This window comes from Ruegeria sp. YKSD179 (genome assembly GCF_059612885.1).
Genome location: NZ_JBXWRL010000016.1, coordinates 1 through 25,470, shown reverse-complemented (window position 1 = coordinate 25,470; position 25,470 = coordinate 1). Strand labels below are relative to the sequence as shown.

General features: G+C 53.7%; 26 protein-coding genes. 16 read left to right on the top strand and 10 right to left on the bottom strand.

Features of this window, described 5'->3' with window-relative positions; all coding sequences use genetic code 11:
• Positions 1-67 precede the first annotated feature (67 nt).
• Positions 68-1,327 (bottom strand): RsmB/NOP family class I SAM-dependent RNA methyltransferase, encoded by a 1,260-nt coding sequence (locus AC2FNE_RS10465; RefSeq protein ID WP_170603061.1) that lies wholly within the window; start codon positions 1,325-1,327, stop codon positions 68-70.
• Positions 1,328-1,416: 89 nt separating this feature from the next.
• Between AC2FNE_RS10465 and AC2FNE_RS10460 the strand changes: the two genes are divergently transcribed.
• Positions 1,417-1,599 carry a DUF1674 domain-containing protein gene (locus AC2FNE_RS10460; protein WP_170479693.1) on the top strand — a complete coding sequence of 61 codons (183 nt, stop codon included), beginning with the start codon at positions 1,417-1,419 and terminating at the stop codon, positions 1,597-1,599.
• Here the strand turns inward: AC2FNE_RS10460 and AC2FNE_RS10455 are convergent, their stop codons facing one another.
• Positions 1,600-2,460: a LysR family transcriptional regulator gene (locus AC2FNE_RS10455; protein ID WP_496805330.1), complete on the bottom strand. Its 861-nt coding sequence runs from the start codon at positions 2,458-2,460 to the stop codon at positions 1,600-1,602.
• 98 nt (positions 2,461-2,558) lie between these two features.
• Between AC2FNE_RS10455 and tmpA the strand changes: the two genes are divergently transcribed.
• Positions 2,559-3,695, top strand: coding sequence for a 2-trimethylaminoethylphosphonate dioxygenase (tmpA, locus tag AC2FNE_RS10450; RefSeq protein WP_496805329.1), 1,137 nt, complete (start codon positions 2,559-2,561; stop codon positions 3,693-3,695).
• Positions 3,692-4,282, top strand: a complete 591-nt coding sequence (gene tmpB, locus AC2FNE_RS10445) for a (R)-1-hydroxy-2-trimethylaminoethylphosphonate oxygenase (protein ID WP_170603055.1) — start codon at positions 3,692-3,694, stop codon at positions 4,280-4,282. The genes tmpA and tmpB overlap by 4 nt, the downstream gene beginning before the upstream one ends.
• A 779-nt stretch (positions 4,283-5,061) precedes the next feature.
• Here the strand turns inward: tmpB and dapB are convergent.
• Complete coding sequence (gene dapB, locus AC2FNE_RS10440) at positions 5,062-5,871, bottom strand: 4-hydroxy-tetrahydrodipicolinate reductase (protein ID WP_170603052.1); 810 nt, start codon at positions 5,869-5,871, stop codon at positions 5,062-5,064.
• 90 nt (positions 5,872-5,961) lie between these two features.
• Between dapB and rbfA the strand changes: the two genes are divergently transcribed.
• From rbfA to AC2FNE_RS10410, 6 genes are all read left to right on the top strand, one after another.
• Positions 5,962-6,357 (top strand): 30S ribosome-binding factor RbfA, encoded by a 396-nt coding sequence (gene rbfA, locus AC2FNE_RS10435; RefSeq protein WP_496805328.1) that lies wholly within the window; start codon positions 5,962-5,964, stop codon positions 6,355-6,357.
• A complete protein-coding gene (locus AC2FNE_RS10430; RefSeq protein ID WP_367648130.1) occupies positions 6,354-7,091 on the top strand; it encodes a phosphodiester glycosidase family protein in 738 nt (245 codons plus the stop codon). Before rbfA ends, AC2FNE_RS10430 begins: the two co-directional genes overlap by 4 nt.
• 60 nt (positions 7,092-7,151) lie before the next feature.
• On the top strand, positions 7,152-8,057 hold the full coding sequence (gene truB / locus AC2FNE_RS10425) for a tRNA pseudouridine(55) synthase TruB (RefSeq protein WP_170603048.1): 906 nt from the start codon (positions 7,152-7,154) through the stop codon (positions 8,055-8,057).
• Between the two features lie 22 nt (positions 8,058-8,079).
• Positions 8,080-8,583 (top strand): DUF1643 domain-containing protein, encoded by a 504-nt coding sequence (locus AC2FNE_RS10420; RefSeq protein WP_170603046.1) that lies wholly within the window; start codon positions 8,080-8,082, stop codon positions 8,581-8,583.
• Between the two features lie 356 nt (positions 8,584-8,939).
• Positions 8,940-9,209 (top strand): 30S ribosomal protein S15, encoded by a 270-nt coding sequence (rpsO, locus tag AC2FNE_RS10415; RefSeq protein ID WP_170479478.1) that lies wholly within the window; start codon positions 8,940-8,942, stop codon positions 9,207-9,209.
• A 275-nt stretch (positions 9,210-9,484) separates the two neighbouring features.
• Positions 9,485-10,099 (top strand): dimethylsulfonioproprionate lyase family protein, encoded by a 615-nt coding sequence (locus AC2FNE_RS10410; protein ID WP_170603044.1) that lies wholly within the window; start codon positions 9,485-9,487, stop codon positions 10,097-10,099.
• Positions 10,100-10,156: 57 nt separating this feature from the next.
• On the opposite strand, the gene AC2FNE_RS10405 is transcribed toward AC2FNE_RS10410, so the two are convergent.
• Positions 10,157-11,758, bottom strand: coding sequence for a BCCT family transporter (locus AC2FNE_RS10405; RefSeq protein ID WP_170479482.1), 1,602 nt, complete (start codon positions 11,756-11,758; stop codon positions 10,157-10,159).
• 519 nt (positions 11,759-12,277) lie between these two features.
• On the opposite strand from AC2FNE_RS10405, the gene pnp reads away from it, so the two are divergent.
• Positions 12,278-14,428: a polyribonucleotide nucleotidyltransferase gene (pnp, locus tag AC2FNE_RS10400; protein WP_170479484.1), complete on the top strand. Its 2,151-nt coding sequence runs from the start codon at positions 12,278-12,280 to the stop codon at positions 14,426-14,428.
• A gap of 92 nt (positions 14,429-14,520) precedes the next feature.
• Positions 14,521-14,910, top strand: a complete 390-nt coding sequence (locus tag AC2FNE_RS10395; RefSeq protein ID WP_496805327.1) for a nuclear transport factor 2 family protein — start codon at positions 14,521-14,523, stop codon at positions 14,908-14,910.
• 10 nt (positions 14,911-14,920) lie between these two features.
• On the opposite strand, the gene AC2FNE_RS10390 is transcribed toward AC2FNE_RS10395, so the two are convergent.
• Both AC2FNE_RS10390 and AC2FNE_RS10385 read right to left on the bottom strand, forming a co-directional pair.
• Complete coding sequence (locus AC2FNE_RS10390) at positions 14,921-15,556, bottom strand: DUF1326 domain-containing protein (RefSeq protein WP_170603039.1); 636 nt, start codon at positions 15,554-15,556, stop codon at positions 14,921-14,923.
• 300 nt (positions 15,557-15,856) lie between these two features.
• Positions 15,857-16,507, bottom strand: a complete 651-nt coding sequence (locus tag AC2FNE_RS10385) for a peroxiredoxin (RefSeq protein WP_496805326.1) — start codon at positions 16,505-16,507, stop codon at positions 15,857-15,859.
• A 212-nt stretch (positions 16,508-16,719) separates the two neighbouring features.
• Between AC2FNE_RS10385 and AC2FNE_RS10380 the strand changes: the two genes are divergently transcribed.
• Positions 16,720-18,159, top strand: coding sequence for an aldehyde dehydrogenase family protein (locus AC2FNE_RS10380; RefSeq protein WP_170603037.1), 1,440 nt, complete (start codon positions 16,720-16,722; stop codon positions 18,157-18,159).
• Positions 18,160-18,208: 49 nt separating this feature from the next.
• Here AC2FNE_RS10380 and AC2FNE_RS10375 read toward each other — a convergent pair whose 3' ends face one another.
• A complete protein-coding gene (locus tag AC2FNE_RS10375; RefSeq protein WP_496773784.1) occupies positions 18,209-18,646 on the bottom strand; it encodes a glyoxalase superfamily protein in 438 nt (145 codons plus the stop codon).
• Between the two features lie 174 nt (positions 18,647-18,820).
• Positions 18,821-19,672 carry a methylated-DNA--[protein]-cysteine S-methyltransferase gene (locus tag AC2FNE_RS10370; protein WP_170603033.1) on the bottom strand — a complete coding sequence of 284 codons (852 nt, stop codon included), beginning with the start codon at positions 19,670-19,672 and terminating at the stop codon, positions 18,821-18,823.
• Between the two features lie 116 nt (positions 19,673-19,788).
• On the opposite strand from AC2FNE_RS10370, the gene nth reads away from it, so the two are divergent.
• Together nth and AC2FNE_RS10360 are read left to right on the top strand one after the other, a co-directional pair.
• Positions 19,789-20,433, top strand: a complete 645-nt coding sequence (gene nth / locus AC2FNE_RS10365) for an endonuclease III (RefSeq protein ID WP_170603031.1) — start codon at positions 19,789-19,791, stop codon at positions 20,431-20,433.
• Positions 20,430-21,419 (top strand): adenosine kinase, encoded by a 990-nt coding sequence (locus AC2FNE_RS10360; RefSeq protein WP_496805325.1) that lies wholly within the window; start codon positions 20,430-20,432, stop codon positions 21,417-21,419. The genes nth and AC2FNE_RS10360 overlap by 4 nt, the downstream gene beginning before the upstream one ends.
• Before the next feature lie 221 nt (positions 21,420-21,640).
• On the opposite strand, the gene AC2FNE_RS10355 is transcribed toward AC2FNE_RS10360, so the two are convergent.
• Complete coding sequence (locus tag AC2FNE_RS10355) at positions 21,641-22,126, bottom strand: RNA pyrophosphohydrolase (RefSeq protein WP_170479501.1); 486 nt, start codon at positions 22,124-22,126, stop codon at positions 21,641-21,643.
• Between the two features lie 133 nt (positions 22,127-22,259).
• On the opposite strand from AC2FNE_RS10355, the gene AC2FNE_RS10350 reads away from it, so the two are divergent.
• Positions 22,260-24,287 carry an NADPH-dependent 2,4-dienoyl-CoA reductase gene (locus AC2FNE_RS10350; protein WP_170603027.1) on the top strand — a complete coding sequence of 676 codons (2,028 nt, stop codon included), beginning with the start codon at positions 22,260-22,262 and terminating at the stop codon, positions 24,285-24,287.
• Positions 24,288-24,549: 262 nt separating this feature from the next.
• Here the strand turns inward: AC2FNE_RS10350 and AC2FNE_RS10345 are convergent, their stop codons facing one another.
• A complete protein-coding gene (locus AC2FNE_RS10345) occupies positions 24,550-24,990 on the bottom strand; it encodes a DUF4399 domain-containing protein (protein WP_170479504.1) in 441 nt (146 codons plus the stop codon).
• A 229-nt stretch (positions 24,991-25,219) separates the two neighbouring features.
• Here AC2FNE_RS10345 and AC2FNE_RS10340 point away from each other — a divergent pair.
• A partial coding sequence (locus AC2FNE_RS10340) for a LysR family transcriptional regulator (protein ID WP_496805324.1) occupies positions 25,220-25,470 on the top strand: 251 nt, incomplete at its 3' end.

Here is a 25,470-nt window from a genome sequence, read left to right as displayed (position 1 = left end):
GACGCTCTGATGGCGTCTGAACCAACGATAGACGGGTCTGGACGTGAAGTCATCGAAAAGAGTGCACTCAGACGGATTTGTTGAGGCATGCGATGTAGAACCCATCCATGCCACCCAAGTCAGTCCAGTAATCCGGACGCAATCGAAGGCCACCTTCGGCAGTGATCCATTTGGGGTCTACACCAGGCACATTCAACGCATCAGAATCCACCTGCATATCAGCGTGCCGTTCCAAAGCTTCTTCAATCTGTACTTCGCCCTCATCCGGCAACAATGAGCAGGTGCAATATACCAAACGACCACCTGGTTTAAGTAAGGTCCACGCGTGATCCAGCATTCGAGTCTGCAGATCGAACAAGGCATCAAACTCGGACCCGTCCTTGGCATAGGGCAAATCAGGGTGACGTCGGATCGTACCTGTAGCTGAACAAGGCGCATCCAGCAGAATCGCGTCATATTGCCCATGATGATCAAGCGCGTCGCCAGTAATCACATTGGCAGAAAGGCCTGTACGAACAAGGTTCTGCCTAACCCGCTCAAGCCGAATTTCTGAGACATCCAACGCCGTGACATCGGCGCCGGCCGCCGCCAATTGGAGTGTCTTTCCGCCCGGCGCGGCACAAAGATCCAAAATCACTTCATTGGCCTTGGGCGCCAGGACGCGAACTGGAACTGCAGCAGCGGCGTCTTGCACCCACCAATCCCCGCCCTTGAATCCTGGCAACGCGGAAACCTGCCCTGCATTCTGTAACCTGACTGTCCCAGTCGGTATCGTCTCACCGCCGGGGCTTTGCCCGCCCGGTTTTACTGTCACATCAAGGGGAGCACCGGTAAAATGCGCCTGTTCCATGGCATTCACAGCGCCCGTGCCCCATGCCATGACAAGAGGCTGGCGCAACCAATCAGGCAACCGCGGAACCCGCATGCGCGGCCAAGCCTCCGGCCCCTCAGCCGCCACCTTGCGCAAGACAGCGTTTACCAACCCTTTTAACCGTCCGTGTTTGCGTGAGCGTCCAACGATTTCAACCATCGAATTCACAACACCGTGGGCCGCCTCACCTTGGCACAGCTCCACTGTACCTACGCGCAGCGCGTTATGTACGGTTAACGCGGGCGTACGTTTTAGGTGATTGGCCAACAACCGATCCGCGCGCTCCAAGCCACGCAATGTTTCAAGCACCAGCCGTTGGGCACGGGCGCGATCCTCCGGGCCTAACTTGTCAAGAATTCCCGCATTCAGACATTCCGAAAGCAACCGACCTTCGCCCAATATTTGATCCAGCAAATAGATTGCGCTGCGTCGCGCGGCAGTTGCGCTGTCGGACATTGACTTGCCTTTCGTGTAACCTTTGCCCGTATTGCCATCTGCGGACGAGGGCGTATATCAAGCCCATGCCTGAAAAGGAACCCGATGGTATGAGTAACAACAACAAAGACCTTCCACCTGCTGCCCAACGCGCCTTGGCCGAGGCCGAAGAACGCCGCCGCGAGGCTGACACAAAGGCAAAACCTCAGCCGAAGGAATTGGGCGGTCGCAAGGGGCCGGACCCAGCCCGATTTGGTGATTGGGAGAAGAAAGGCATTGCCATCGATTTCTGATCAATGAGGGGCACGTAGTACCTCCAGAAAATCCTCGATCAATGATCGTTGCCTTTTGGATCTCGCTCTATCCTCTGGCCAGGTCAGCCAGTAACCGTCACGTGTTTCCAATTCAGGCATGTTTAACTTTCGCAATTGACCTGACTTCAGGTGGCCAGAAGCAAGTGGCACCGATCCCAGCACAACGCCCATCCCTTGACGTGCCGCAGCAATCGCATGGCCCATCGAATCGAAACTGATATGGGCCTGAGGCAACTCCTGCATCTCTGAAACTTTAGCCCAATCGCGCCATCCCGGACGCTCTCCGCGCTGTTCGACCAGCGGCGCGCCCCAATTAACGCCATTAGCCGCCATTGGGGTAAGAACTTCAGGTGCGATTAATACCGCCCCGCGCCCCGCCCAAGCCCCACGGCCATATCGGATCTGTAACCAGGTTTTTTCTTCTTCCAATGACGAACGGCGGGCAACCGTGTCCGTCATTACTCGGACTTTGGGCCGCAACTCAAGAAAGCTGGGAAGACGCGGTATAACCAGCGCATAAATGTGCGATGACAACCCAGCCACCCTAAGTTCGCGAGGCGACTTTCCGAACAGGTCTTCGGTGTTTCGTTCCAACGCCTGAAGGCTGTCTTGCACCAAGGGCAAATAGCTTTCGCCTTCGACAGTCAAAGATACGCCGCGGGCTTCACGCACAAACAGGGTGCGACCTAACCATGCCTCGAGATTGCCAATTCGCTGACTAACAGCGGCCTGCGTTAGCCCGAATTCCCGCGCTGCGGCGGAAAAGCCACCCAATCTCCCTGCCGCCTCTAATACCCGCAACCAATCCAGAGGCGGCAAGCCAACCTTATTCTTAGCCATCAATTATTCTTGGCCTTTATGCCAATAAGGATTAATTGTCGTAATGTCATAACCCGGTTATTTCCTCAACCAAAGTTTGCACTGAACTGGAGATACCGATGCTGCGCCATGCCACTCATGATGGCTCCGTTGTAATCGTTGAATTTTCTGAGGGGCAACAAGCCCGTTTTCACGGCATTTGGCTGCGCGACAACGCGCTGGATCCGGAAACCCGGGCGCCCGGCAATGGCCAGCGACTGATCACTATCGGAGATATACCGTCCAATTTACGCGTGGCAGACGCTAATATTGAAAACGGCAATTTATTGGTCACGTTTCAGCCCGAAGACAAAACTGTTACCTTCCCCAGTGGTTGGTTGAAAAATCATGTCTATGACTGCCATCGACCTAATACCGTCGGCAGGGTCGCCCCCGGCATAACGACATGGCAACGAGGGATCAAAGCGCCAAGTGCCGATTGGATCGAAATTCACACCGATCCTACCGTCAAGTGCGACTGGCTGGCCGCAATTGCCGAGTTTGGATTTGCAAAGCTGACAAACGGCCCGATTGAACCCGAGTCTTTGCTGAAAGTCGCTGACTTGTTCGGGTACGTGCGTGAAACTAATTACGGTCCCTATTTCGAAGTTCGGACCGAAGTAAATCCTACCAACCTCGCCTATACTGGCTTGGTACTGCAGGCGCATACCGATAACCCTTATCGCGATCCCGTACCTACCTTACAGATACTTTATTGCCTTGAAAACAGCGCCGAAGGTGGCGACTCGATCGTTGTAGACGGATTTCGTGCGGCCCAGCGCCTGCGCGATGAAAACCCAGAAGGGTTCAACCTGCTTTCGAGCCATCCCGCAAGGTTTGAATACAAAGGATCCGACGGTGTCTGCTTGCAGTCGCGCCGCCCTATGATCGAACTTGCACCAGATGGTGAACTTATAGCTATCCGGTTTAACAATAGGTCCGCCGCACCTTTGATCGACATTCCATTTGAGAAGATGGAGGGTTACTATGCCGCCTACCGCCAGTTGGGCGAAATCATTGATGACCCGGATATGGGAGTGTCATTCAAGCTGGAACCGGGCGAAAGTTTTATCGTTGACAACACACGCGTTCTGCACGCGCGCCTGGGTTACTCCGGAGCTGGGTCTCGCTGGTTACAGGGGTGCTATGCCGACAAGGATGGTTTGCTGTCGACCTTGGCCGCATTGCAGGTAACCCGGACTGAGGCGGCAGAATGAAGCCGGATTTCCAGAACCTGAACCGCGACAACATCGTAGCTTTTATTGCAGACATCTTCGAACGCCGAGGTGGTGAGGAATATCTCGGCGAACCAGTGACCATGGCCGAACACATGCTTCAGGGCGCCACAATCGCCGAACAAAACGGTATGTCCGAAGAAATTATCGTAGGCGCATTGTTGCACGACATTGGGCATTTCACATCCGAGTTCGGAACGTATCATCCCGACGATAAAGAGGACCGCCACCATGAAGACGCGGGCGCACAGGTTCTGGAACAGTTTTTTCCATCGGTCATTACAGATTGTTGCCGTTTTCACGTGGCGGCCAAAAGGTATCTCTGTGCAACCAAACCTGAGTACTTTAACCGATTGTCCTCAGCCTCGGTCCATACACTGGACCTTCAGGGTGGACCGATGAACGCCGAAGAAGTTGCAGAATTTGAAACCAACCCAAATCTTAAAGAAATCATTCAGGTGCGCTATCTGGATGAGGCAGGCAAGATAGCCGACATGAAGACTCCGGATTTCACCCATTTCGCGCCTATGGTGCAGCGGATGGTAGATAGGCATCTTGGCGCGGGTTAAAGGTTGCCGTTCAGCGTACCGAAAACCAGCCAATAGTGATTGCCAGGCTCCCAGACGCTTCGGCAAGGTTCCTTGATGGGCATCGCGGTGCGCCACGATCCAGAACTGGACGGCCACCAGATACGGCAAATAGAAGGCAAAATTCTGTATAAGATCGAATGGGCCTGAAAAGTCGGGCTCGGACCAGAGACCTCCGGTCAGCAAATACCACAGAGTGTAGTGCACCCGGTATAACCAGGAACCCAGCGCGAGCCAAAACAGGCGAAGTGCCCACTCCCAGTGCCCCTGCCTATTTCCAATAAAGACCATCCGCGCCAGCATCAGCGCGGCGGTAAAGAGGCAAAAACCATATATGAAAAATGCCGCAGACATAAGCGGTCCGCCAATGGTCCCACGCAGAGGAATATAAACCATTCCAGCCAGCCCGGTGGTCAATGCCAAGACAACCAGCAGCGAGCCGATACCGCGATGAAATGAAATGTTTCGCAGCCGAATGCGCCCGACCATCTGCAACGGCACCAAGGCCACCAGCACCGACCCAGCAGTGATATGCAACATCATCGCAGCGTTGCCGACTGATTGGTCGGCGGCAAAAAGATAGGTTTGTCGCCACGGAAAGGCGGAAAGACCCACCGTGATCAACTCAAATGCATGCGCAAGAAAAGGCAGCAAGGTCAGATAAAAAACCGTAAGTATTACGACCGTAACAATGCCTGACTTTGATAACCACATGTTGTGATCATATCGTCGATTGACGATTCGTCCATGACAGAGAAACGTTAGAGGCCCAATACATCTATCATGTCATATTGACCCGGTGCCCTGCCTTGCCCCCAAAGCGCGGCTTTCAGCGCACCGCGAGCAAAAATCGCACGGTCTGAGGCCAGATGACGCAAAACAATGCGTTCACCGGGGGCCGCGAACAACACGTCGTGCTCACCTACGACGTCTCCGCCTCGGATGGCGTGGAAACCGATGTCGCCACGTTTGCGCGCACCGGTGATGCCGTCGCGACCTCGATCCGAAATATCCGCAAGTTTAACTCCACGTCCTTCGGCGGCGGCCTCTCCTAACATCAGTGCGGTGCCCGATGGCGCATCGACCTTGTGGTGATGGTGGGCCTCGGTAATTTCGATGTCGAAGTCTTCATCCAGCGCGGCGGCAACCTTTTTGGTCAGTTGCACCAGCAGGTTCACGCCGAGGCTCATGTTACCTGCGCGTACGATTACGGCATGACGCGACGCTGGTTCCAATGCAGCAATCTGTTCTTCTGTCATGCCGGTAGTTCCGATGACATGCACGCAGCGTGCCTGCGCCGCCAGCGCTGCAAACTCAAGCGTTGCCTCGGGCGAGGTGAAATCAATTATGGCCTGCGCCTGCGCAAATGCTTCCAAGGGGTCATCCGTCACTTTTACACCAAGCGCTTGCCCGCCCATCGCCTGACCTACGTCCTGTCCGATCCAGTCATGTCCCTTACGCTCTACCGCGCCTACAAGACGTGTATGATCGTTATCAGCAACGGTCTTGATCAGCATCTGCCCCATTCGGCCCGAGGCCCCTGTGATAACGATCCCGGGAATATGGGTCATTGCGCTGGTCCTTTCTGTCAGTCGGCTCAAAGCCTCCTACCCGGTTAAGGGCCGCTTGGCAAAGCCCTGCTTTGCGCTTAGATCGGTGGTATGGCAAAGAATAAGTTTCTCGATGGCCCCGGGCCTTCCCAAAGACAATTGCGCGTCGGCGAATTGATCCGCCGTACCTTGTCCGAGGTACTTTCACGCGGCGATGTCCATGACCCCGACCTAAACCGTATGTCGATCACCGTAGGCGAGGTCCGCACGTCACCGGATTTAAAGATCGCCACCGCTTATGTGTTGCCGCTAGGCGGCAAAGGGCAGGAGGACGTGATTGACTTGCTGGCCCGCAACAAGGGCGAGTTGCGGCGCATGGTCGGTAAGAAGGTCGGGCTGAAGTTCTCCCCCGATCTGCGCTTCCGGCTTGACGATACTTTTGATCGGCTGGAGGACACCCGGCGGATGTTTGAACAGGACGCGGTGCGCCGTGATCTGGACGAGTGATCCGCTTATTTGTCATTTTGGTTGCGCTGATCTGGGCTGCTCAAGCTGCGGCGGTCACCTGTGAAAAGCTGATGCACGAAGATAAACGTTATACAGTCTGCGAAGTGGACGCAGCATCAGAAGACCTGCGCCTTTTTCTGTACGACGAAGATGGCGATCCGCTTGGGCATTTTTCGTCGGTCAACGAGGCGTTAAGTTCCAGCGGCAAACGCCTTGCTTTTGCAATGAACGCCGGAATGTATCACGAAGACCGCGCGCCTGTTGGCCATTTCGTAGAAGATGGTGTTGAAATTATGCGGGTCATCCCAAACGCGGGGCCAGGAAATTTCGGTCTCTTGCCAAACGGAGTATTCTGTATCCGTCCTGGCCGCGCGGATGTGTTCGAAACCCTGGACTTCGTCGATCAAGCACCCGAGTGCCGTTTTGCCAGTCAGTCCGGCCCTATGCTGGTGATTGATGGCGATCTTCATCCGCGCTTTCTTTCCGATGCAACGTCTCGATATATTCGCAACGGCGTCGGTACCAGCGCAGATGGTACTCGTGCAGTGTTTGCCATTTCAGACGATTATGTGACGTTTCACGAGTTCGGCCGCTTGTTTCGCGATGTGTTGGAAACGCCTAACGCGCTTTTCTTTGACGGTAACATTTCACGCATGTACGACCGTGCAGGGAACCGCTCGGACGTTGGGTTTTCGTTGGGGCCAATTGTTGGGGTGGTCGAAGACTTACCCTGAATTTGACAGCCAAGTTGTGATCCGTTAGGCCGCGCGCCTCAGAATAGTTCAAGGTGCAAGATGGGACGCAAACGCAAGGGTCGCGATATTTCCGGCTGGCTGGTGGTTGATAAGCCTGCGGGTATGACTTCGACCGCCGTAGTCAACAAAGTTCGTTGGGCTTTAGATGCTAAGAAAGCCGGTCACGCAGGCACGCTGGACCCAGAAGCAACAGGTGTTCTGGCCGTTGCCTTAGGCGAAGCGACCAAAACCGTGCCATACATCACCGATGCCCTGAAAGCTTACGTTTTTACCGTGCGCTTGGGGCAGGCCACCAATACCGACGATGCCGAAGGTGAGGTTATTGCCGAAAACTCTGCGCGTCCTTCCGATAAGGAAATCAAACAGGCGCTCACATCCTTTTTGGGTGAGATAATGCAGGTGCCGCCCAAGTTTTCGGCCGTCAAAGTCGATGGTCAGCGCGCCTATAAACTTGCCCGCGAAGGCGAGGATGTGGAGCTGTCGGCCCGTCCGCTATGGGTTGAGGAACTGTTGCTTATTGACCGGCCTGATCCAGATCACGTGGTTCTGGAGATGACTTGCGGTAAAGGCGGTTACGTACGTTCAGTAGCCCGTGATCTTGGCGCGGCACTTGGATGCCATGGCCACGTCAAAGAATTGCGTCGAATCTGGTCCGGCCCATTCGAGGCCGAGGATGGACTGAGCGTCGAGCAGATCGACAGGTTGGCCAAAACCACTGCTTTGGAGAAATATCTGCATCCGTTGGAAACCGGGTTGAAAGATTTGCCCGAGCTTAAGTGCACACCTGAAGGTGCCGCACGATTGCGCAATGGCAACGCGGGTATGGTAATGGCATCTGACGTGGCATATGGCGACGAGGCTTGGGCCTCATTGGACGGCAAAGCCGTCGCGGTAGGCATCTACAAATCCGGAGAATTGCATCCCAGCCGGGTGTTCGTCTTATGAAAGCCATGTTACGCGAAAGGACATGATCACTCGATCCCATACAAAGGGCGACGCACCCTCGACCGCAGTTTATTCGGACTGCGAGAAATATCGTTATAGTCTTACCCGCATCTGGAACACTCGGGGGCGTAAGGCTTTATTCGTAATGCTGAACCCATCAACCGCAACTGAAATTCAAAACGACCCGACGGTAGAACGCTGCGAACGAAGGGCGCGTGCGCTTGGATTTGGTGCTTTTCAAGTGACCAACATTTTTGCCTGGCGTGATACCGATCCACGCAAGATGCGAGCTGCTATCGACCCAGTTGGGCCTCAGAATGACGAGGCCATTCTGAACGGTGTTGATTGGGCCGATCAGGTCATCGCCGCGTGGGGTACACACGGCTCACATCTGAATCGCGGTTATGCTGTCGAAAACCTGCTGCGCGATACCGGTCAACCCCTGTTTCATCTTGGGCTTACCAAAGACGGGCACCCAAAGCATCCACTTTACATCGCATACTCTCAAAAACCCGAGCGCTGGTGAATGCGTTTCCGATCTGCTTGTTTGGCCCGGCAGTAAAAGCGGGCGCGGTATTCGTGATACCAGGCGAAGGCGCCGCCGAAATTTATTTCGACCTCAAAACCCAAAGCCGACTCGGTCAAAATCATAGATTTTGAGGTTGGACAGGACATACTATTGATTGCCTGGGACGCCGCGAACGAAGGTCACCTAGAGGTTTTGGTTGCCATGGGCACCATTCAAAGATTCCTTTTGCCATTTGAGGCAAATGCGCCTATACGCGCCCATCCGCATCGGAATCGGTGCGGTTTTCTCCATGGGCCTGCGCTGGACGACATCCCGGCCTGCGCCATTCACTCTAACCATTAAAGGAGACCCCGATGTCGATCACTGCCGCTGAAAAAGCACGCGTTATGAAAGAATTCGCAACTAAAGAGGGCGACACCGGCTCACCCGAAGTTCAGGTTGCTATCTTGACCTCGCGCATCAACACCCTGACCGAACACTTCAAGACCCATAAGAAAGACAACCACGGTCGTCGCGGTCTTTTGAAGATGGTGGCGCAGCGCCGTAAGTTGCTTGACTACCTGAAGGGCAAAGAAGAAGCGCGCTACCAAGACCTTATCCAAAAGCTGGGTATTCGCCGTTAATCGAGCACTGCTCGATTTTTGTTTTACTAACCAACTTTTACATAGTTCACGCCCGCCATTGAGGTGGGCGTGTTTGTTTTTGCCCTAGGGGTTATATGGCACTGTACCCATTTTTAGATTGCTCGCAGGCACTTCTAGGAACCGGCCCAAATGTGGTGCCTGCGGTGTCGCCTCGATTATTATGATTGTACGATTCCGACCCGTGCCAGTCGCAAAAATTGCAGAAGTTCAAAATTTGAATTGTCAAATGGTTACGTCATTAAGGGTCGTGCGCCATGTACCAAGACAATCCATTTCACGAGATGCTGCTGGCTATTTCTCAGGTCTATTTGACCGAGGATAATCCAATGGGTTCTTTTACTGCGCAGAGACTTCTCGATGCGCCAGCTGCCATAACGCATGACCCAGTTTTACCTTGTCTCATGGATGAAAGTATCCGAACTGTGCTGTCAGAAAGCCGGCATTTTGCGGCGGCTGCCGTTCTTGGCGCTCAGACTTTGATTCCGTGGGGGTCAAACCCCGTCGAAGGAAATACAGAGGTGGGTGTCGCTGCGATGATTAGCGTTGCTACCCTGCTTGGGCCGGATGGCCCTATTCCAGCTCCGGACGTTCGGCTGGGATTGGTTTATATGCGCCCGAACAGTTATTATCCGCTCCATCGCCATGATGCGGATGAAACTTATGTCGTGATAGCAGGACGAGCGATTTGGACTGCGGGCGATGACATCCGAGTGCGCGGGGAAGGCGATATGATACATCATCCCAGTCTCATGCCACATGCCTTTCGGACAGGCCCCGAAGGTTTCGTGGCGCTTTGGCGTTGGAGCGGCGACATAAACACACACTCTTATGCTTTCATGGAAAGTCCAGAAACAGACCTTAAAACTTGAGTCAAAAGAAAGAACGCCCGCCAATTGACGGGCGTTCTTGATTGTTTGAACGTTACGCTACATCTTGGAGCGTTCAGATTTCAGTGCTAGCCAAAGACAGTAACACATGATCAGAACGACCAATGTGAACGGGATACCTGTTGACACAGCCGCACCCTGTAGCGCGCTTAGGCCGCCTCCGAGCAGCAGCGCGATGGCCACCAGACCTTCGAGAGTACACCAGAATACCCGCTGTACCACCGGCGCATCCATCTTACCGCCTGCCGTGATCGTATCAATCACCAATGAGCCAGAGTCCGATGAGGTGACAAAGAACACCACGATCAGGATCAACGCTATAGGAGCTATGATGCCGTACAACGGCAGCTCCTTTAGGAACCCAAAAAGCGCACCCTCAGGCGCGTAGCTTTCGATCACCGTCGCGCGGACACCGTCGGCGCCACCCGCATTCAGCATGTCGATTGCCGCACCGCCGAATGTTGACATCCACAGGGCGCAAACCGCAGTTGGGGCTAACAAGGCGCAGATCACAAATTCACGAACTGTGCGACCTTTAGAAATGCGGGCGATGAACATCCCGACAAAAGGCGACCACGCAATCCACCAGGCCCAGTAGAACGTTGTCCAGCCATGGAAGAAACTGGTGTCTTCACGCCCGAATGGGTTCGAGAGAGCTGGCAACAACCGCACATAATCTGTCATGACACTAAAGTAACGCGAGATGGCGGTGCCAATACCGGTAACCACGATCACAAACAGGAAAAGGCCAACGGCCATGATCATGTTGATCTCGCTCAGCCTCTTTACCCCGGCATCCATGCCCATAAGAACCGAACCTAATGCAATCATCGTGATACCTATGATCAATAGAACAACGACTGTCGGACTTGGTGCGATTCCGAAGACTTCGTTAAGGCCCGCCGCAACTTGCTGTGCACCAAGACCAAGCGAGGTCGTCAGGCCAAACAAAGTGGCAAATACCGCCAAAGTATCGATTATGTGACCCCACCAACCCCAGACTCGTTCGCCAAGAATTGGATAGAATGCAGACCTTAGGGTCAGCGGAAGACCAAGATTGTAGCTGAATATCGCGAGCGCAAGGCCTACAGCCGCATAGACTGCCCAACCCTCAAGCCCCCAATGGTGAATGGTGCCCACAACGCCGATATATTCGTTGCCCGGAACCGCGATATCAATGCCCAGCGGGCGCGCTCCGCCGTCTTCGGCAAAGTTGTAATATACCGGTTCCAGAACGCCAAAAAACAGCAGTCCTATCCCGATGCCCGCCGCGAACATCATCGCTATCCATCCGGCATATGAATAGTCTGGTTTGGCGTCTTTGCCGCCGATCCGAACACTACCCACAGGCAGGACGATCAGAACAAGGCAGAAAAGAGTGATGATGTCGACCGAAAGGACGAGGAACCAGTCGAACGTGCTTGTCAGCCAGGGTCGGAGCCACCCGAAAAAGGCGGCCGCCGCCTCTTGATTTGCTAGAGAAATCAAAACAAACGCAAAAATCAGGATGCTTGAGATCAGAAAAACTGGATTGTGAATGTCCAGCCCAAAAGGTCTTACGTTGTCCTGCCCCAGTTCATATTCGGTTTCAAAGTCGTAGATCCTTGGATCCGGATCCAGCATTTTCTTGGATTGTGCCATTCGACTGTCCCTTGTTGTTTCATTGAACAAAACGCCAAGCATTGAGGCCGAAGGACGGGTTAAGAATGTTTCCAACTTGACGCATTTCCGTCAATTCGACCCTGAGGTGCACAGCAACATGTTACACTGGCTAACAAATTTCGCAAAATGCATTCATTTTTAGATATGTTAGCGGCGCTACTGGAGGGGAAATAAAGTCGAAATTTCAGGTCAAGAATGTCGTTCTGAGTCCTGCTGTGATGTATCGTCTACTTGGCGTTTTGGAACTTGAAGCGCTCTTTCTTTCACTCTCTGGCACAGCCTGTATCTGTTTATCGGGCGGGGCTGATCGCGCATAGCCGGCTCAAAGAAACTCGCATCTTTCCAAAGCTATCAAACTGCTGTATGGGCCATCCATCTGAGACGTTGTGCCCTGACCCCGGCACTCGAACGGAAGATAAAATGGGGTCGGCGGCAATGGGGCCGCCACGCAAACGGGAGACCCGCAGGGGCGGGAGTGCTCTCATCTAGGATACGCATATGTTTGATGTAACAAAGAAATCGATTCAGTGGGGCGAAGAAACGCTGACACTGGAAACCGGTAAGGTTGCCCGCCAAGCCGACGGCAGCGTGATCGCCACGCTGGGCGAAACCAGCGTCATGGCGAACGTGACTTTCGCAAAAGAACAAAAAGCAGGTCAGGATTTTTTCCCGCTGACCGTTCATTATCAGGAAAAATACTATGCCGCGGGCAAGGTTCCGGGCGGTTTTTTCAAGCGTGAAGCGCGCCCGACCGAAAAAGAGACACTGACGGCGCGTCTGATCGACCGTCCAATCCGTCCGCTTTTCGTAGACGGTTTCAAGAACGAAGTTCTGGTCATGTGCACCGTGCTTAGCCACGATTTGGTGAATGATCCCGACATTGTTGCGATGATCGCGGCATCGGCTGCCCTGACCATCTCCGGTGCGCCGTTCATGGGCCCGATTGCTGGCGCTCGTGTCGGTTTCGTTGACGGAGAATACGTTCTGAATCCAACGGTTGACGACATGCAGGATCTGCGCCTGAATCCGGAACAGCGTCTGGACCTGGTTGTTGCCGGCACCAAGAACGCCGTGATGATGGTAGAGTCCGAAGCGTACGAACTGTCCGAAGCAGAGATGTTGGGTGCAGTTACCTTTGCGCACGAACAGATCCAGCCAGTAATCGACCTGATCATTGATCTGGCCGAAGAGGCTGCAAAAGAGCCGTTTGACTTCCAGGCGCCGGACTACTCCGAACTGTTCGCGGCCGTTCAGTCCGCAGGTGAGCAGCAGATGCGCGCGGCGTTCGCAATCACCGACAAGCAAGAGCGTACTGCCGCAGTTGCAGCGGCTCGCGAAGCTATCAAAGAGGCTCTGACCGAAGAACAGCTGGAAGACGCAAATCTTGGGTCTGCAATGAAGAAGCTGGAAGCGGGCATTCTGCGCGGCGACGTTGTGAAAGGCGGAAAGCGTATCGACGGTCGCTCGACCACTGATGTTCGTGCAATCGAAGTCGAAACCTCATTGTTGCCGCGGACTCATGGTTCCGCACTTTTTACCCGCGGTGAAACTCAGGCGCTGGCTGTCACCACGCTTGGTACAGGCGATGACGAACAATTCATCGATGCGCTGCATGGCAACTTCAAGTCCAACTTCCTGCTGCATTACAACTTCCCTCCATATTCGGTTGGTGAAGCTGGTCGCGTTGGACCTCCGGGACGTCGTGAAATCGGCCACGGCAAGCTAGCGTGGCGTGCACTGCAGGCGGTTCTGCCTGCTCCTACTGACTTCCCCTATACCGTTCGCGTGGTGTCAGAGATCACGGAATCCAATGGCTCATCCTCGATGGCTTCTGTTTGCGGCGGTTCGCTATCGATGATGGACGCAGGTGTTCCGCTAAAGGCTCCGGTCGCCGGCGTCGCGATGGGTCTGATCCTGGAAGACGATGGCTCTTACGCGGTTTTGACAGACATTCTGGGTGACGAAGACCATCTGGGCGATATGGACTTCAAAGTTGCTGGTACAGAAAACGGCATCACGTCGCTGCAGATGGACATCAAAGTGGCTGGCATCACGCCTGAGATCATGGAGACAGCTCTGTCGCAGGCTAAAGAAGGCCGGATGCATATTCTAGGAGAGATGGGCAAGGCCCTTTCCGAGACCAACGAATTTTCGGTCCACGCCCCACGCATCGAGACCATGAACATCCCGACAGACAAGATCCGTGAAGTGATCGGGTCGGGTGGTAAGGTTATCCGCGAGATCGTGGAAACTTCGGGTGCCAAAGTCGATATCAACGATGACGGTGTGATCAAGATTGCGTCTCCGGACGGTGAATCGATCAAGAAGGCTTACGAAATGATCCACTCGATCGTGGCCGAGCCGGAAGAGGGTCAGATTTACACCGGCAAAGTCGTCAAGATCGTCGACTTCGGTGCCTTCGTTAACTTCTTTGGTAAGCGCGACGGTCTGGTGCATGTGTCCCAGATCGAAAACCGCCGCCTGAACCATCCGTCGGATGTTTTGAAGGAAGGTCAGGAAGTAAAAGTCAAGCTTCTGGGCTTTGATGATCGCGGTAAGGTGCGCCTGTCGATGAAGGTTGTCGATCAGGAAACCGGCGAAGAGGTCGTTCCCGAAAAGAAAGAAAAGAAAGAAGAAAGCGCAGAGTAATTTGCCCCGCTTTCAACTAACAAAGGCCCCGGCGCAATGTCGGGGCCTTCCTTTATGTTACAATGCCGTCGAGCCCACAGGGAGAGATGGATATGACGGATACAAATCGGATCGATGACCTTGCGCTGAGATATTTGCAGGCCATCGAAAGCGGCGATCTTTCCAAGATGCTGAGCTTATTCGCCGACGATGCAACGGCAACTTCGCCGATATCCGGAATGCAGCCTGCTCGGGACTTTTATTCCAACGTGATGCAGATCACGAGCAACCGGTCCACAGTTCACAAGAATACCTTTGCGGACACTGCGGGCGCCCCTCAGATGGCGGTGCATTTCGACTACACGCGAACCATCCGCAACGGGCACCCCGAAACCATCGAATGCGTCGACCTGTTTGAACTTACTGATGACCACAGCAGCTTTAAGTCGGTCAAAATCATCTACGACACTGCACCAGTCTTGGTAGATTTTGGCGAAGCTTGACGATCCGTTTTTAGTGGGCGACCCCTGACGGGCCATGTTTCAGCACATGCCATTGTCCATAGCTGTCGTTAAGGTCCAACTTAATGGCCGCATCCGCCTTGGTCGACGCACTGCCAACTTCGGCAATTGTAAATTCGATGCCGCCCGGGATATCGATGCGCACTCGGTGTTCACCTCCACCGTGCGGTGCTTGAATCGGTCGCCCCGTCGACTTCAGCACGTCATCAATAGATATTTCGGCCGTACGGCCCTCGATATCGATGTTGAAGTCAATGGGTAAATAAAGAGTTTCGTGGATGGTCTTGCACATCGCCCGGAATACAAACCAATGAGTAGCCATTTCTTCGGTTTCCTCACCATGAAAGACCTTTTCAAGCGCACCGCGCTGAGCCTCGGTCGCCTTTGGATCAATAATTACCTGCATTTCTCCGCCGCCTTCAAAAATCGGGCCGGGCCAGGCATATATCAGTGCAGCCTTCGCGCCGCTGAGATCCGTGTCGTCAAAATGTCCTTTTGCGACTTCAAGCACCTCGAAGCCACGGCAATGTCCGTTCGTTGGCAACTCTTCAAACTGACATGGGCAGGCATAACCACAATTGCAGTTACCAAAACTATTTCCTTCAATGTACCAGTCTGTAATTGGCATGGCTTTCTCCTGTAAAGCACGGTCGAAATCCCGATGTTTGACAGTTGCGGCCTGTATAAATGTCTGCCGATTGCACCTTAGCACGGTTTGACATGCAGTTCGAACTATATCCGCTGCACCAAAGAATAATATACATCAGGCGAAAATGTGGATTGAGTCTTTAAGCAACGTTAGCCTTACTTGACTGCGCAACGGTTTCGGGACCGAGAAGCCCATGAAAACAGCCCCGGTTCGCCAAATTCCGCGCGTTCCATTTTGGATAGAAACACGCGGATGTTTTATCGAAAAAAGCCGCGCTTATCAGGTCGGCGCCTTGGTCTTGCGTAGGTAAGGGAAAATGGTTTCGAACTCGCCGAATTTCTCCTTCGCCTCATCATTTGACACAGCAGGTGGAATGATTACATCCTCACCGGGCACCCAGTTCGCCGGTGTAGCAACGCCTTTCGAGCTCATCTGTAGGCCGTCTAAAGCACGCAAAATCTCAGCGAAGTTTCGGCCCACGGTCATAGGATAAGTCATCGACAACTTTAATTGCTTGTCGGGCCCGATGATAAAGACAGAACGCACAGTGGCGCTGTCAGCAGGGGTGCGGCCATCAGGCAGGTAGGCTTCGGCAGGCAGCATGTCGAAAGCCTTTGAAACTGCCAGGCCATCATCTGCAATAATCGGAAAGCCTGGATTGGCGTTGCCATAGGCTTCTATGTCTTTCTTCCATTTTTTGTGGTCCTCGACTCCGTCAACAGACACACCAATTACTTTGGTGTTACGCGCGGCCCACTCATCGTTCAGCTGCGCGACAGCCGAAAATTCGGTGGTGCAGACAGGCGTAAAATCCTTGGGGTGCGAAAATAGAATAGCCCAGCTGTCACCGATCCAGTCGTGAAACTGAATGGTGCCCTGATCTGTTTCAGCGGTAAAATTTGGGACGGTGTCGTTGATGCGGAAACCCATGGTGCATCTCCTTTCCTGCAAAAATCCGAGTCGGATGGCGTAAACCTAAACACTTTGTCCAGAGGTTAAAGCGTCCATAAGGATTTTCTGGGCGTATTTCGCCAAAAATCTCCAAAATAATTTGATCAAATTATGCACTTGCCCCGCCCTATGGCCGATGACAAAGTGGCCCGGAAACTGGCCATGAGGCCAAATGTTCAGGAGGACGCGCCATGATCGAAAGACGCAATTTTTACATCGATGGCATGTGGGTTGCCCCGTCGGAAGCAAACGATTTTCACGTAATTAATCCTTCTAACGAGGAGCCATGCGCAACAATATCCTTAGGCTCTCAGGCTGATACAGATGCAGCCGTCGCTGCGGCCAAGGCCGCCCTGCCCGGATGGATGGCCACCCCGGTCTCGGATCGAATTGCTTTAGTTGAAAAGCTGATCGACATTTACCAGTCCCGAACTGAAGATTTGGCGCAAGCAATGTCGCTTGAGATGGGGGCGCCGATTGACATGGCTCGCACGCAGCAAGCAGGAGCGGGTACATGGCACCTTAAGAACTTTATTCGCGCCGCCAAAGAATTTGAATTTGAGCGTCCATTGGGCAATCACGCTCCGAATGACCGGATCATTTACGAGGCCGTCGGCGTGGCCGCCCTGATAACGCCATGGAATTGGCCAATGAATCAAATCACGCTTAAGGTCGGCGCAGCGGCGATTTCGGGGTGCACAATGGTGCTGAAGCCATCCGAACAAAGCCCATTGAATGCAATGATTTTTGCCGAGATGATGGACGAAGCAGGGTTCCCGCCAGGCGTATTCAATCTGGTCAACGGCGATGGCGCGGGCGTAGGCTCGCAGCTGTCGGCGCATCCAGACGTGGACATGGTCAGCTTTACCGGCTCAACCCGTGCAGGAACTGCAATTTCCAAGAACGCGGCAGATACGCTGAAAAAAGTGCATTTGGAACTGGGTGGTAAAGGCGCAAACGTGGTATTCGCCGACGCCGATGAAAAGGCAATCAAGCGTGGCGTTCTGCACATGATGAACAACACGGGTCAAAGCTGTAATGCGCCCAGTCGAATGCTGGTCCAGCGTCCGGTTTATGATCAAGCGGTCGAAACCGCCGCCGAAGTGGCCAACAAGGTCACCGTGGGCAGCGCCGCGGAAGAGGGTCGGCATATCGGACCCGTAGTTAACGAGGTCCAATGGAACAAAATTCAGGACCTGATCCAGAAGGGTATTGATGAAGGCGCGCGCCTTGTCGCAGGCGGCACGGGACGACCGGAAGGCTTGAACAAGGGCTACTATGTGCGACCCACTGTCTTTGCCGACGCCAACAATCAGATGACCATCGCGCGCGAGGAAATTTTCGGCCCCGTTCTGACGATGATCCCTTTCGAAACTGAAGAGGAGGCTATCGAAATAGCCAATGATACACCCTACGGTCTGACGAACTATGTCCAGACACAGGACGGCTCACGCGCAAACCGTATGGCGCGGGCGTTGCGGTCAGGGATGGTCGAGATGAACGGCCAATCGCGCAGTGCTGGTTCACCTTTTGGAGGTATGAAACAGTCGGGCAATGGGCGCGAAGGTGGCGTCTGGGGCCTGGAAGACTTTTTGGAAGTCAAAGCTGTGGGCGGTTGGGCAGCAGAGTAGCTTTTGAACACAGGGATCGGGCGAGGCATTTTTGATGCCTCGCCTTATCTCAGATTGGCCGTACCAACAACTGAGGCTTTCCGTCTGAAGTGCGCCGGTGGGACCGACCGTCCCAACCGATACTCCCGGTTACGCGCTGTCGTAGTGACGAAAAACTGTCAAACCGAACCACATCGACTGGTTGGTCGAATTGTAGAGTTATTCTGCGACTGCTTCCGTCGCCAAGCATGGTAATGCCGCGAATTTCAGCCGTGAACGGTTGCCCCAAGTACTGACCTTCAACCCGATCACCTACACCAAATTGCATTCGGTTTTCGACCTTTGCAACCAACGTATTCCAGTCGCGGGCACCGTGTTGATGGGCTAGCATCTCCAGCGCCGCGCTATGTGAGAGAGAGACCCCGGCGCTTCGCAATTTCTCTCGCAAGCGTTTGGCCTGTGTCTTGAGCTCCTCAATCTGAGGAGCCGTCTTGGATGATGTCATCATCTGCCTCTTTTCCTATAGAGGGCACGAAATCAGGACGGGGCTCACATTACCATCCGCGTGCCGTGAAAAGACAACAGATGTTCAGCTTGTCGGGTTTCACCAAAGCCATAGGCCGTGAGCGGCAGGGGACCCGAACCTGCTGCCCCATTTGGCATTGGATCGCCTTACTGTCAATCAGGCATCGGCCTGCGCGGCTTCATATGCCAACATCGCCCGCTTTACGGGCAAGCCCCAGTGATAGCCCCCCAATCCACCCGATTTGCGCAACGCACGGTGACAAGGGATCAGCCAACTGACCGGATTTCGTCCAACAGCTGTGCCCACCGCGCGTACCGCCTGTGGTGATCCAACGCGCTGTGCGATCTCGGAATAGGTGGTCACCTGACCAGAGGGAATGTGCATCAAAGCCTCCCAAACCTTAATCTGCAGTGGTGAGCCGATCAGATAGAGCGGTGTCGGTTCAAGCCGGTCGCTGGCCGCACCGAATGCGCTTAACACCCAAGGGCGCAGGCGCATCGGGTCCTCGACAAAGTCGGCCAATGGCCAACGGGACAGCATATCAGCCATCGCGTCTTCTTCTCCAGTTTCAGCGCCAAAAGCTATGCCGCAGATTCCTTTGTCAGTGGCCATAACCAAAGCAGGTCCAAACGGACTATCGAACCAACCCCAATAAATGGACAGGCCCGCGCCGTTTCTGGCGTATTCGCCGGGGCTCATGGATTCCCATTTCAAAAACAAATCGTGCAAACGCCCACTACCGGACAGGCCGACGTTGTGAGCGGTTTCCAGTGTGGTGAAACGTTCGCGCAATAACGCTTTGGCGTGACCAAGGGTTAAATATTGCTGATATCGCTTGGGCGAAACACCCGTCCAGCGCGAAAACAGCCGTTGGAAATGAGCTGGGCTCATGTCCATCTTGTTGGCCAACTCCTCCAGGCTCAGTGTCTCGCCACCTTGATCGATTAAATCAATCGCGCGTCGCATTACGTTATAGTGATAGCCGCTTTCGGGGTTCTGGACGTTCATGGGCCTTACCTTTCTGACTGGGTAAAACATAGCCTGTCGGCTCTATGTTCGCGACCCGGAAGTTGCGCAAACCTTAATGCTTGTATCAACCCTTCAGGGACGTCATTAATGCCCGAATGACCAAGCAACTCGGATATCATCGGATCCGCGAGATCTTTGAGCGTTTTCACGACGCCGACCCTGAACCTAAGGGTGAGTTGGATCACGTAAACGTCTACACTCTGGTTGTTGCGGTGGCGTTGTCGGCGCAGGCAACTGACGCCGGTGTGAACAAGGCCACTCGGGGACTTTTCCAAATTGCCGATACACCACAAAAAATGTTGGACCTGGGCGAAGAAGGTTTGATTGAACATATCAAAACCATCGGTTTGTTTCGACAAAAGGCCAAGAATGTCATCAAGCTCAGCCGCATTCTGGTCGAAGACTATGGCGGCGAAGTCCCGAACTCTCGCGCAGCGCTGCAATCTTTACCCGGCGTTGGCCGGAAGACTGCCAATGTAGTGCTGAACATGTGGTGGCGATATCCGGCTCAAGCTGTGGACACCCACATCTTTCGCGTCGGCAATCGGACCGGAATCTGCCCGGGTAAGACAGTCGAAGCAGTCGAGCGCGCAATCGAGGACAATATACCGACCGATTTCCAGCTACATGCACATCATTGGCTGATCCTGCATGGCCGCTATCACTGCAAAGCTCGAAAACCACAATGCCAAACGTGCATCATCCGTGATCTTTGCGATTTTGAGGATAAAACCTTATGAAAACTTACCAGCTTGTCGGCATTGGAAATGCCGTTGTTGACGTGATTTCCCAAGCCGATGACAACTTCCTGGAACTCATGGGAATTGAAAAAGGCATCATGCAACTGATCGAACGTGATCGGGGCGAGGTGTTGTACGCAGCAATGGAAAGCCGGCTACAAACACCGGGTGGCTCGGTTGCGAATACAATTGCCGGTGCTGGCGCGTTGGGGCTGGATGCGGCTTTTATCGGACGCGTACATGATGACGCCTTAGGTCGGTTCTATGCCCGAGCAATGAACGAGGATGGCGTCGATTTTGTTAATCCACCTGTTCCGGGTGGGGAGCTTCCGACCTCTCGTTCGATGATTTTTGTTTCGCCGGATGGCGAGAGGTCAATGAACACTTACCTGGGAATTTCGTCCGAGCTTTCTTCGGCAGATGTCTCGGTCGAGGTCGCTGGCAATAGCCAGATCATGTTCCTTGAAGGGTACTTGTTCGATAAGGAAAAGGGTAAGGCGGCCTTTCTTGAGGCTGCCCGCGATTGCCATAAAGGTGGCGGCAAGACCGGGATTGCTATTTCCGACCCGTTTTGCGTGGAACGCCACCGTGTAGATTTTTTGTTGTTGATCGAGAACGAACTGGATTTTGTCATAGGTAACGAGGCCGAGATCAAATCGCTCTTCGAAACCGAAAACTTGGAAGAGGCCTTGGCTAAAACGGCGCAGATATGCCCGCTTGTCGTCTGTACCCGCTCGGGCGACGGTGTAACTGTTCTGAACAAGGGCAAGCGAGTTGATGTGCCCGTTGAAAAGATCGTGCCAGTTGACGCGACAGGTGCAGGTGATCAGTTTGCGGCGGGCTTCCTGTTCGGAATGGCGACCGGCCGCGATTACGAAACCTGCGCACGAATTGGCAATGTCTGCGCCCGTGAAGTCATCAGCCATATCGGCCCGCGACCCGAGGCAAACATGCTGGAACTTTTGCGAGCGGAGGAGTTGCTCTAAGCTGGACCTTCGCAGACCGGTAACTGTATTTTGCTCACCGTTTCTGACGGTGCCTGCGCTGAATAATTTACTGAGTTTTTCGGTTGTGGTTTCGCGCATTGCTACACAACCTATCGGCAGCGCTACAGCAGTAATAGCTCAGGCATGAAGCAAGTGGACACATTGGCAAGGCTAAATGTGTTGCACTCTTCTTGTGATATCCGGAAAATGCTTGGGCAAATTTATCTGAGATGCGTATCAAATTCAGCTATAACCTGCCTGTAAACGTCTCGTTTGAAAGGCACGATTTCTTCAATCAACCGTTCAGGGTCCTGCCACTTCCAGCTGGTGAACTCTGGGTGTTCAGTTTCGATTTCGATCTGCGTATCTCGGCCCAAGAAACGCAAAAGGAACCATTTTTGCTCCTGCCCACGAAAACGTCCCTTCCAGATTTTTGGAACTATATCATGCGGCAAATCATAGGGCAGCCAACCGTCTGTCTCGGCGATGATCTCAACCAGATCCGAAGTCACACCGGTTTCTTCCCACAACTCTCGCAAGGCTGCTTCACGTGGGTCTTCTCCCTTGTCCACGCCGCCCTGAGGCATTTGCCAGGCGTCTTTGTGGCGATCATTTCGCTGGCCGACAAAAATCTTGCGGTCGGCATTCATCATCATCAGTCCCACGCAGGGACGATACGGAAGTTTGGCGATTTCATCCCGTGTCATGCGCGGCCTCATCTTGTGTTTGCCCAACGTCTAACAAGCGACAGAACCGCAGCAAAGGGGGTGACGTCAGGTTTCGCGTGACACCAGCGCCGGACAAGGCGATGGTCCCGTCTGAATCAGGGAGAGTTTCGCCATGACTGCGTACCCAAATATGTTGGCCCCGCTGGATCTGGGATTTACCACGTTAAAGAACAGGGTTCTTATGGGCTCGATGCATACTGGGCTGGAGGAAACCGGCGACTGGAACCGGGTCGCGGAATTTTATGCCTCACGCGCTCGTGGCGGTGTTGCGTTGATGGTGACCGGAGGGATCGGCCCAAATTTGGAAGGATCAGTGCTGCCAGGTGCGGCAATGATGACAACCGAAAAGGATGTTATCAATCACGCCATTGTAACGGATCGGGTACATCAGGCGGGCGGTAAGATCGCCATGCAAATTCTGCATGCCGGGCGATATGCCTACGGACCAAAATGCGTGGCGCCCAGCCCGGTTAAATCTCCAATCTCTCCGTTTCCGCCAAACGAATTGGACGAAGACGGTATCGAAAAACAGATCAGCGACATCGTGAACGCGGCCGTTCTGGCGCAACAAGCGGGCTATGATGGGGTCGAAATAATGGGGTCCGAGGGGTATTTCCTCAACCAATTCATTGTGACGCATACCAACAAACGCACTGACCGTTGGGGCGGCTCTTACGAGAACCGGATGCGTTTGCCGATTGAAGTCGTGCGTCGCACCCGAAAGGCCGTAGGCACAGACTTCATCATAATATACCGCTTGTCGATGATAGACCTGGTACCAAATGGCTCGACCCATGACGAAGTGGTGCAATTGGCGCAAGAGGTCGAAAAGGCCGGGGCTACGATCATCAATACTGGGATCGGTTGGCATGAGGCGAGAATACCCACAATCGCCACCAGCGTACCGCGTGCGGCGTTCGCGTGGGTGACAAAAAAGCTGATGGGCAAGGTATCGATTCCAGTAATCACTTCAAATCGTATCAACACACCCGAGGTTGCAGAAGAAGTCTTGGCGACCGGTTGTGCCGACATGGTGTCTTTGGCGCGGCCCATGCTTGCAGATGCTGACTTTGTGACAAAGGCGATGACGGGCCAAGCAGCCAAAATCGCGCCTTGTATAGCGTGCAATCAAGCTTGCCTGGATCACACGTTCAGCGGAAAACTGACGTCTTGTCTGGTCAATCCACTTGCCTGTCATGAAACGGAACTGGTTATCGGGGCGGCTGACGCCAAAAAGAATATTGCCGTTGTAGGGGCGGGACCAGCTGGACTTTCCACAGCGATGACAGCCGCTCAACGGGGGCACAACGTGACACTCTTTGATCGGGCCGCGGAAATTGGTGGTCAGCTGAATTTGGCCAAACAGATTCCGGGGAAAGAAGAGTTCTGGGGTCTAGTGGACTGGTACCGAACTATGATTGCAGACCTTGGCGTAGAGGTTGAGTTGAATCGTGATGTGAAGGCACGCGATTTGACCAGTTTCGACGAGGTAATCATTGCGACGGGCGTCATCCCGCGTGACCCGAAGATTCCCGGGCAGGAGCACGAGAGTGTCCTTAGCTATATAGACGTTTTGCGCGAAAAAGCCCCGGTTGGTGACACGGTCGCTGTAATAGGCGCAGGCGGCATTGGGTTCGATGTGTCCGAGTTCCTGCTGGATGACGGTCACAGCCCAACCACCGACCTGCCGCTTTGGATGAAAGAATGGGGTGTCACTGATCCCGCGGAACATCGTTCAGGACTAGCTCCTGAAGGGCCTCAACCCGAAGCACCCGCGAGGCAAGTAACTTTACTGCAACGTAAGAAGCAGGCCCACGGCAAAGGTCTGGGAAAGACAACCGGCTGGATTCACCGAACGGCACTGAAAATGAAAAACGTGAATTTTGTCGGTGGTGTGAACTATGAACGTATCGACGATGATGGTTTGCATGTCAGTTTTGGTGAAGAACGCACAGACCCGACGTTAATCGCCGCGGATACTATTGTTCTATGCGCAGGCCAAGTTTCGGACCGTACTCTTGCAGATGAACTAATCGAATTGGGCATTACACCGCACATCATTGGCGGAGCTGACGTCGCCGCTGAGCTGGATGCAAAGAGGGCAATCAATCAAGGTACGCGGCTGGCTGCGACGCTGTGATCCGGCGGCAGGGTTTTTCTGTGCTTTACTTAATACTGATGAAAATCGCAGGCTCGTGCTCTGATTGGGGTCCATCGAAGTGATGATTTCACGCCTACGGCGCAGCGCGTTGCCGACTAAGCTCTCTTCGCGGCCATTGCCCCTAGAAACGAGGTAGTTTGGGCGGCAATCACTATTTCACGCGGCGGCTTGCATGCTGTCGTGACTGCCTTGTGATTTGCCTAACCCTCAAAGTGTAACAGCCATTGATCGGCATGAGCAATCATTCGACGTTTATTGTTATCACATCCGAAACGACTGGCGGAGAATGCGGCACATGTCCTGCGTCGCCCAATACCAGTTGCAAGGTGTGCACCCCAGAAGGAAGATCAAGCGTCACCTGAGTTTGTCCGCCACCAAAGTGCATATGATTGTCGTCCGAGGGCAGTCCATACGCCAGTTCATCCGCACCGTCTTCACCCTGCCCAAGAGGTGGGCGATCCACAAGAAGATGGTGATGACCCGTGTTTTCGGCTTCGGTTCCCGCTGGTGCAACACCCATACCACTGAGACCAAAGACCACAGTTACTGGTGATTGAACGGTATCACCGTCGGACAAATTGACGAAATAGACCTTCGCATCCGGGTTGGACGGTGTTTCGCCGCCAGCCCATCCAATTAGAGGCGACAGGATCAGTGCGAATGACAAAGTTATTGTTTTCATCTTCTTCTCCTCGGTCACAAAAAAGCCATTCTCATACTAGCACGATTATACGAACTGCTTGAATTCTTCAGATATTATGCGAGGCGAGGAGTTATCGGCCTGCCACTTTCGCCGTTTCCTAAGCGCAAACGATCCTTTTCAAAACCCTGATATTATCCCATGTCTGCCAAGTTCTCGCCCAGATTGATCGCAATATTGGGACAACGAACAGAACACTTGGGGAACGAGAATGGACCGACTAACCGAAATGGAGGCATTTTCCAATGTAGTGGACCAAGGTGGTTTCACCGACGCTGCTAAGAAAATGGGAATCTCCAAATCGGCTGTATCCAAGCACGTATCGAGCCTTGAAGCGAGATTGGGTGCCCGGTTGCTGAACAGGACTACACGTCGTGTTTCACCAACCGAAATCGGATTGGCCTATTATGACCGCGCGCGGCGCGTACTGAATGACGCCGGTGAGGCGGACGCGCTTGTTAC

Coding starts and splice junctions, on each gene's coding strand:
- AC2FNE_RS10420 (WP_170603046.1), top strand. CDS start 8,080: ATGATCACTCGATCCCATACAAAGGGCGACGCACCCTCGACCGCAGTT.
- pnp (WP_170479484.1), top strand. CDS start 12,278: ATGTTTGATGTAACAAAGAAATCGATTCAGTGGGGCGAAGAAACGCTG.
- AC2FNE_RS10410 (WP_170603044.1), top strand. CDS start 9,485: ATGTACCAAGACAATCCATTTCACGAGATGCTGCTGGCTATTTCTCAG.
- AC2FNE_RS10350 (WP_170603027.1), top strand. CDS start 22,260: ATGACTGCGTACCCAAATATGTTGGCCCCGCTGGATCTGGGATTTACC.
- truB (WP_170603048.1), top strand. CDS start 7,152: ATGGGACGCAAACGCAAGGGTCGCGATATTTCCGGCTGGCTGGTGGTT.
- AC2FNE_RS10460 (WP_170479693.1), top strand. CDS start 1,417: ATGAGTAACAACAACAAAGACCTTCCACCTGCTGCCCAACGCGCCTTG.
- AC2FNE_RS10345 (WP_170479504.1), bottom strand. CDS start 24,990: ATGAAAACAATAACTTTGTCATTCGCACTGATCCTGTCGCCTCTAATT.
- nth (WP_170603031.1), top strand. CDS start 19,789: ATGACCAAGCAACTCGGATATCATCGGATCCGCGAGATCTTTGAGCGT.
- dapB (WP_170603052.1), bottom strand. CDS start 5,871: ATGACCCATATTCCCGGGATCGTTATCACAGGGGCCTCGGGCCGAATG.
- AC2FNE_RS10360 (WP_496805325.1), top strand. CDS start 20,430: ATGAAAACTTACCAGCTTGTCGGCATTGGAAATGCCGTTGTTGACGTG.
- AC2FNE_RS10355 (WP_170479501.1), bottom strand. CDS start 22,126: ATGACACGGGATGAAATCGCCAAACTTCCGTATCGTCCCTGCGTGGGA.
- tmpB (WP_170603055.1), top strand. CDS start 3,692: ATGAAGCCGGATTTCCAGAACCTGAACCGCGACAACATCGTAGCTTTT.
- AC2FNE_RS10405 (WP_170479482.1), bottom strand. CDS start 11,758: ATGGCACAATCCAAGAAAATGCTGGATCCGGATCCAAGGATCTACGAC.
- AC2FNE_RS10385 (WP_496805326.1), bottom strand. CDS start 16,507: ATGGGTTTCCGCATCAACGACACCGTCCCAAATTTTACCGCTGAAACA.
- tmpA (WP_496805329.1), top strand. CDS start 2,559: ATGCTGCGCCATGCCACTCATGATGGCTCCGTTGTAATCGTTGAATTT.
- rbfA (WP_496805328.1), top strand. CDS start 5,962: ATGGCAAAGAATAAGTTTCTCGATGGCCCCGGGCCTTCCCAAAGACAA.
- rpsO (WP_170479478.1), top strand. CDS start 8,940: ATGTCGATCACTGCCGCTGAAAAAGCACGCGTTATGAAAGAATTCGCA.
- AC2FNE_RS10465 (WP_170603061.1), bottom strand. CDS start 1,327: ATGTCCGACAGCGCAACTGCCGCGCGACGCAGCGCAATCTATTTGCTG.
- AC2FNE_RS10390 (WP_170603039.1), bottom strand. CDS start 15,556: ATGCCAATTACAGACTGGTACATTGAAGGAAATAGTTTTGGTAACTGC.
- AC2FNE_RS10380 (WP_170603037.1), top strand. CDS start 16,720: ATGATCGAAAGACGCAATTTTTACATCGATGGCATGTGGGTTGCCCCG.
- AC2FNE_RS10375 (WP_496773784.1), bottom strand. CDS start 18,646: ATGATGACATCATCCAAGACGGCTCCTCAGATTGAGGAGCTCAAGACA.
- AC2FNE_RS10370 (WP_170603033.1), bottom strand. CDS start 19,672: ATGAACGTCCAGAACCCCGAAAGCGGCTATCACTATAACGTAATGCGA.
- AC2FNE_RS10395 (WP_496805327.1), top strand. CDS start 14,521: ATGACGGATACAAATCGGATCGATGACCTTGCGCTGAGATATTTGCAG.
- AC2FNE_RS10455 (WP_496805330.1), bottom strand. CDS start 2,460: ATGGCTAAGAATAAGGTTGGCTTGCCGCCTCTGGATTGGTTGCGGGTA.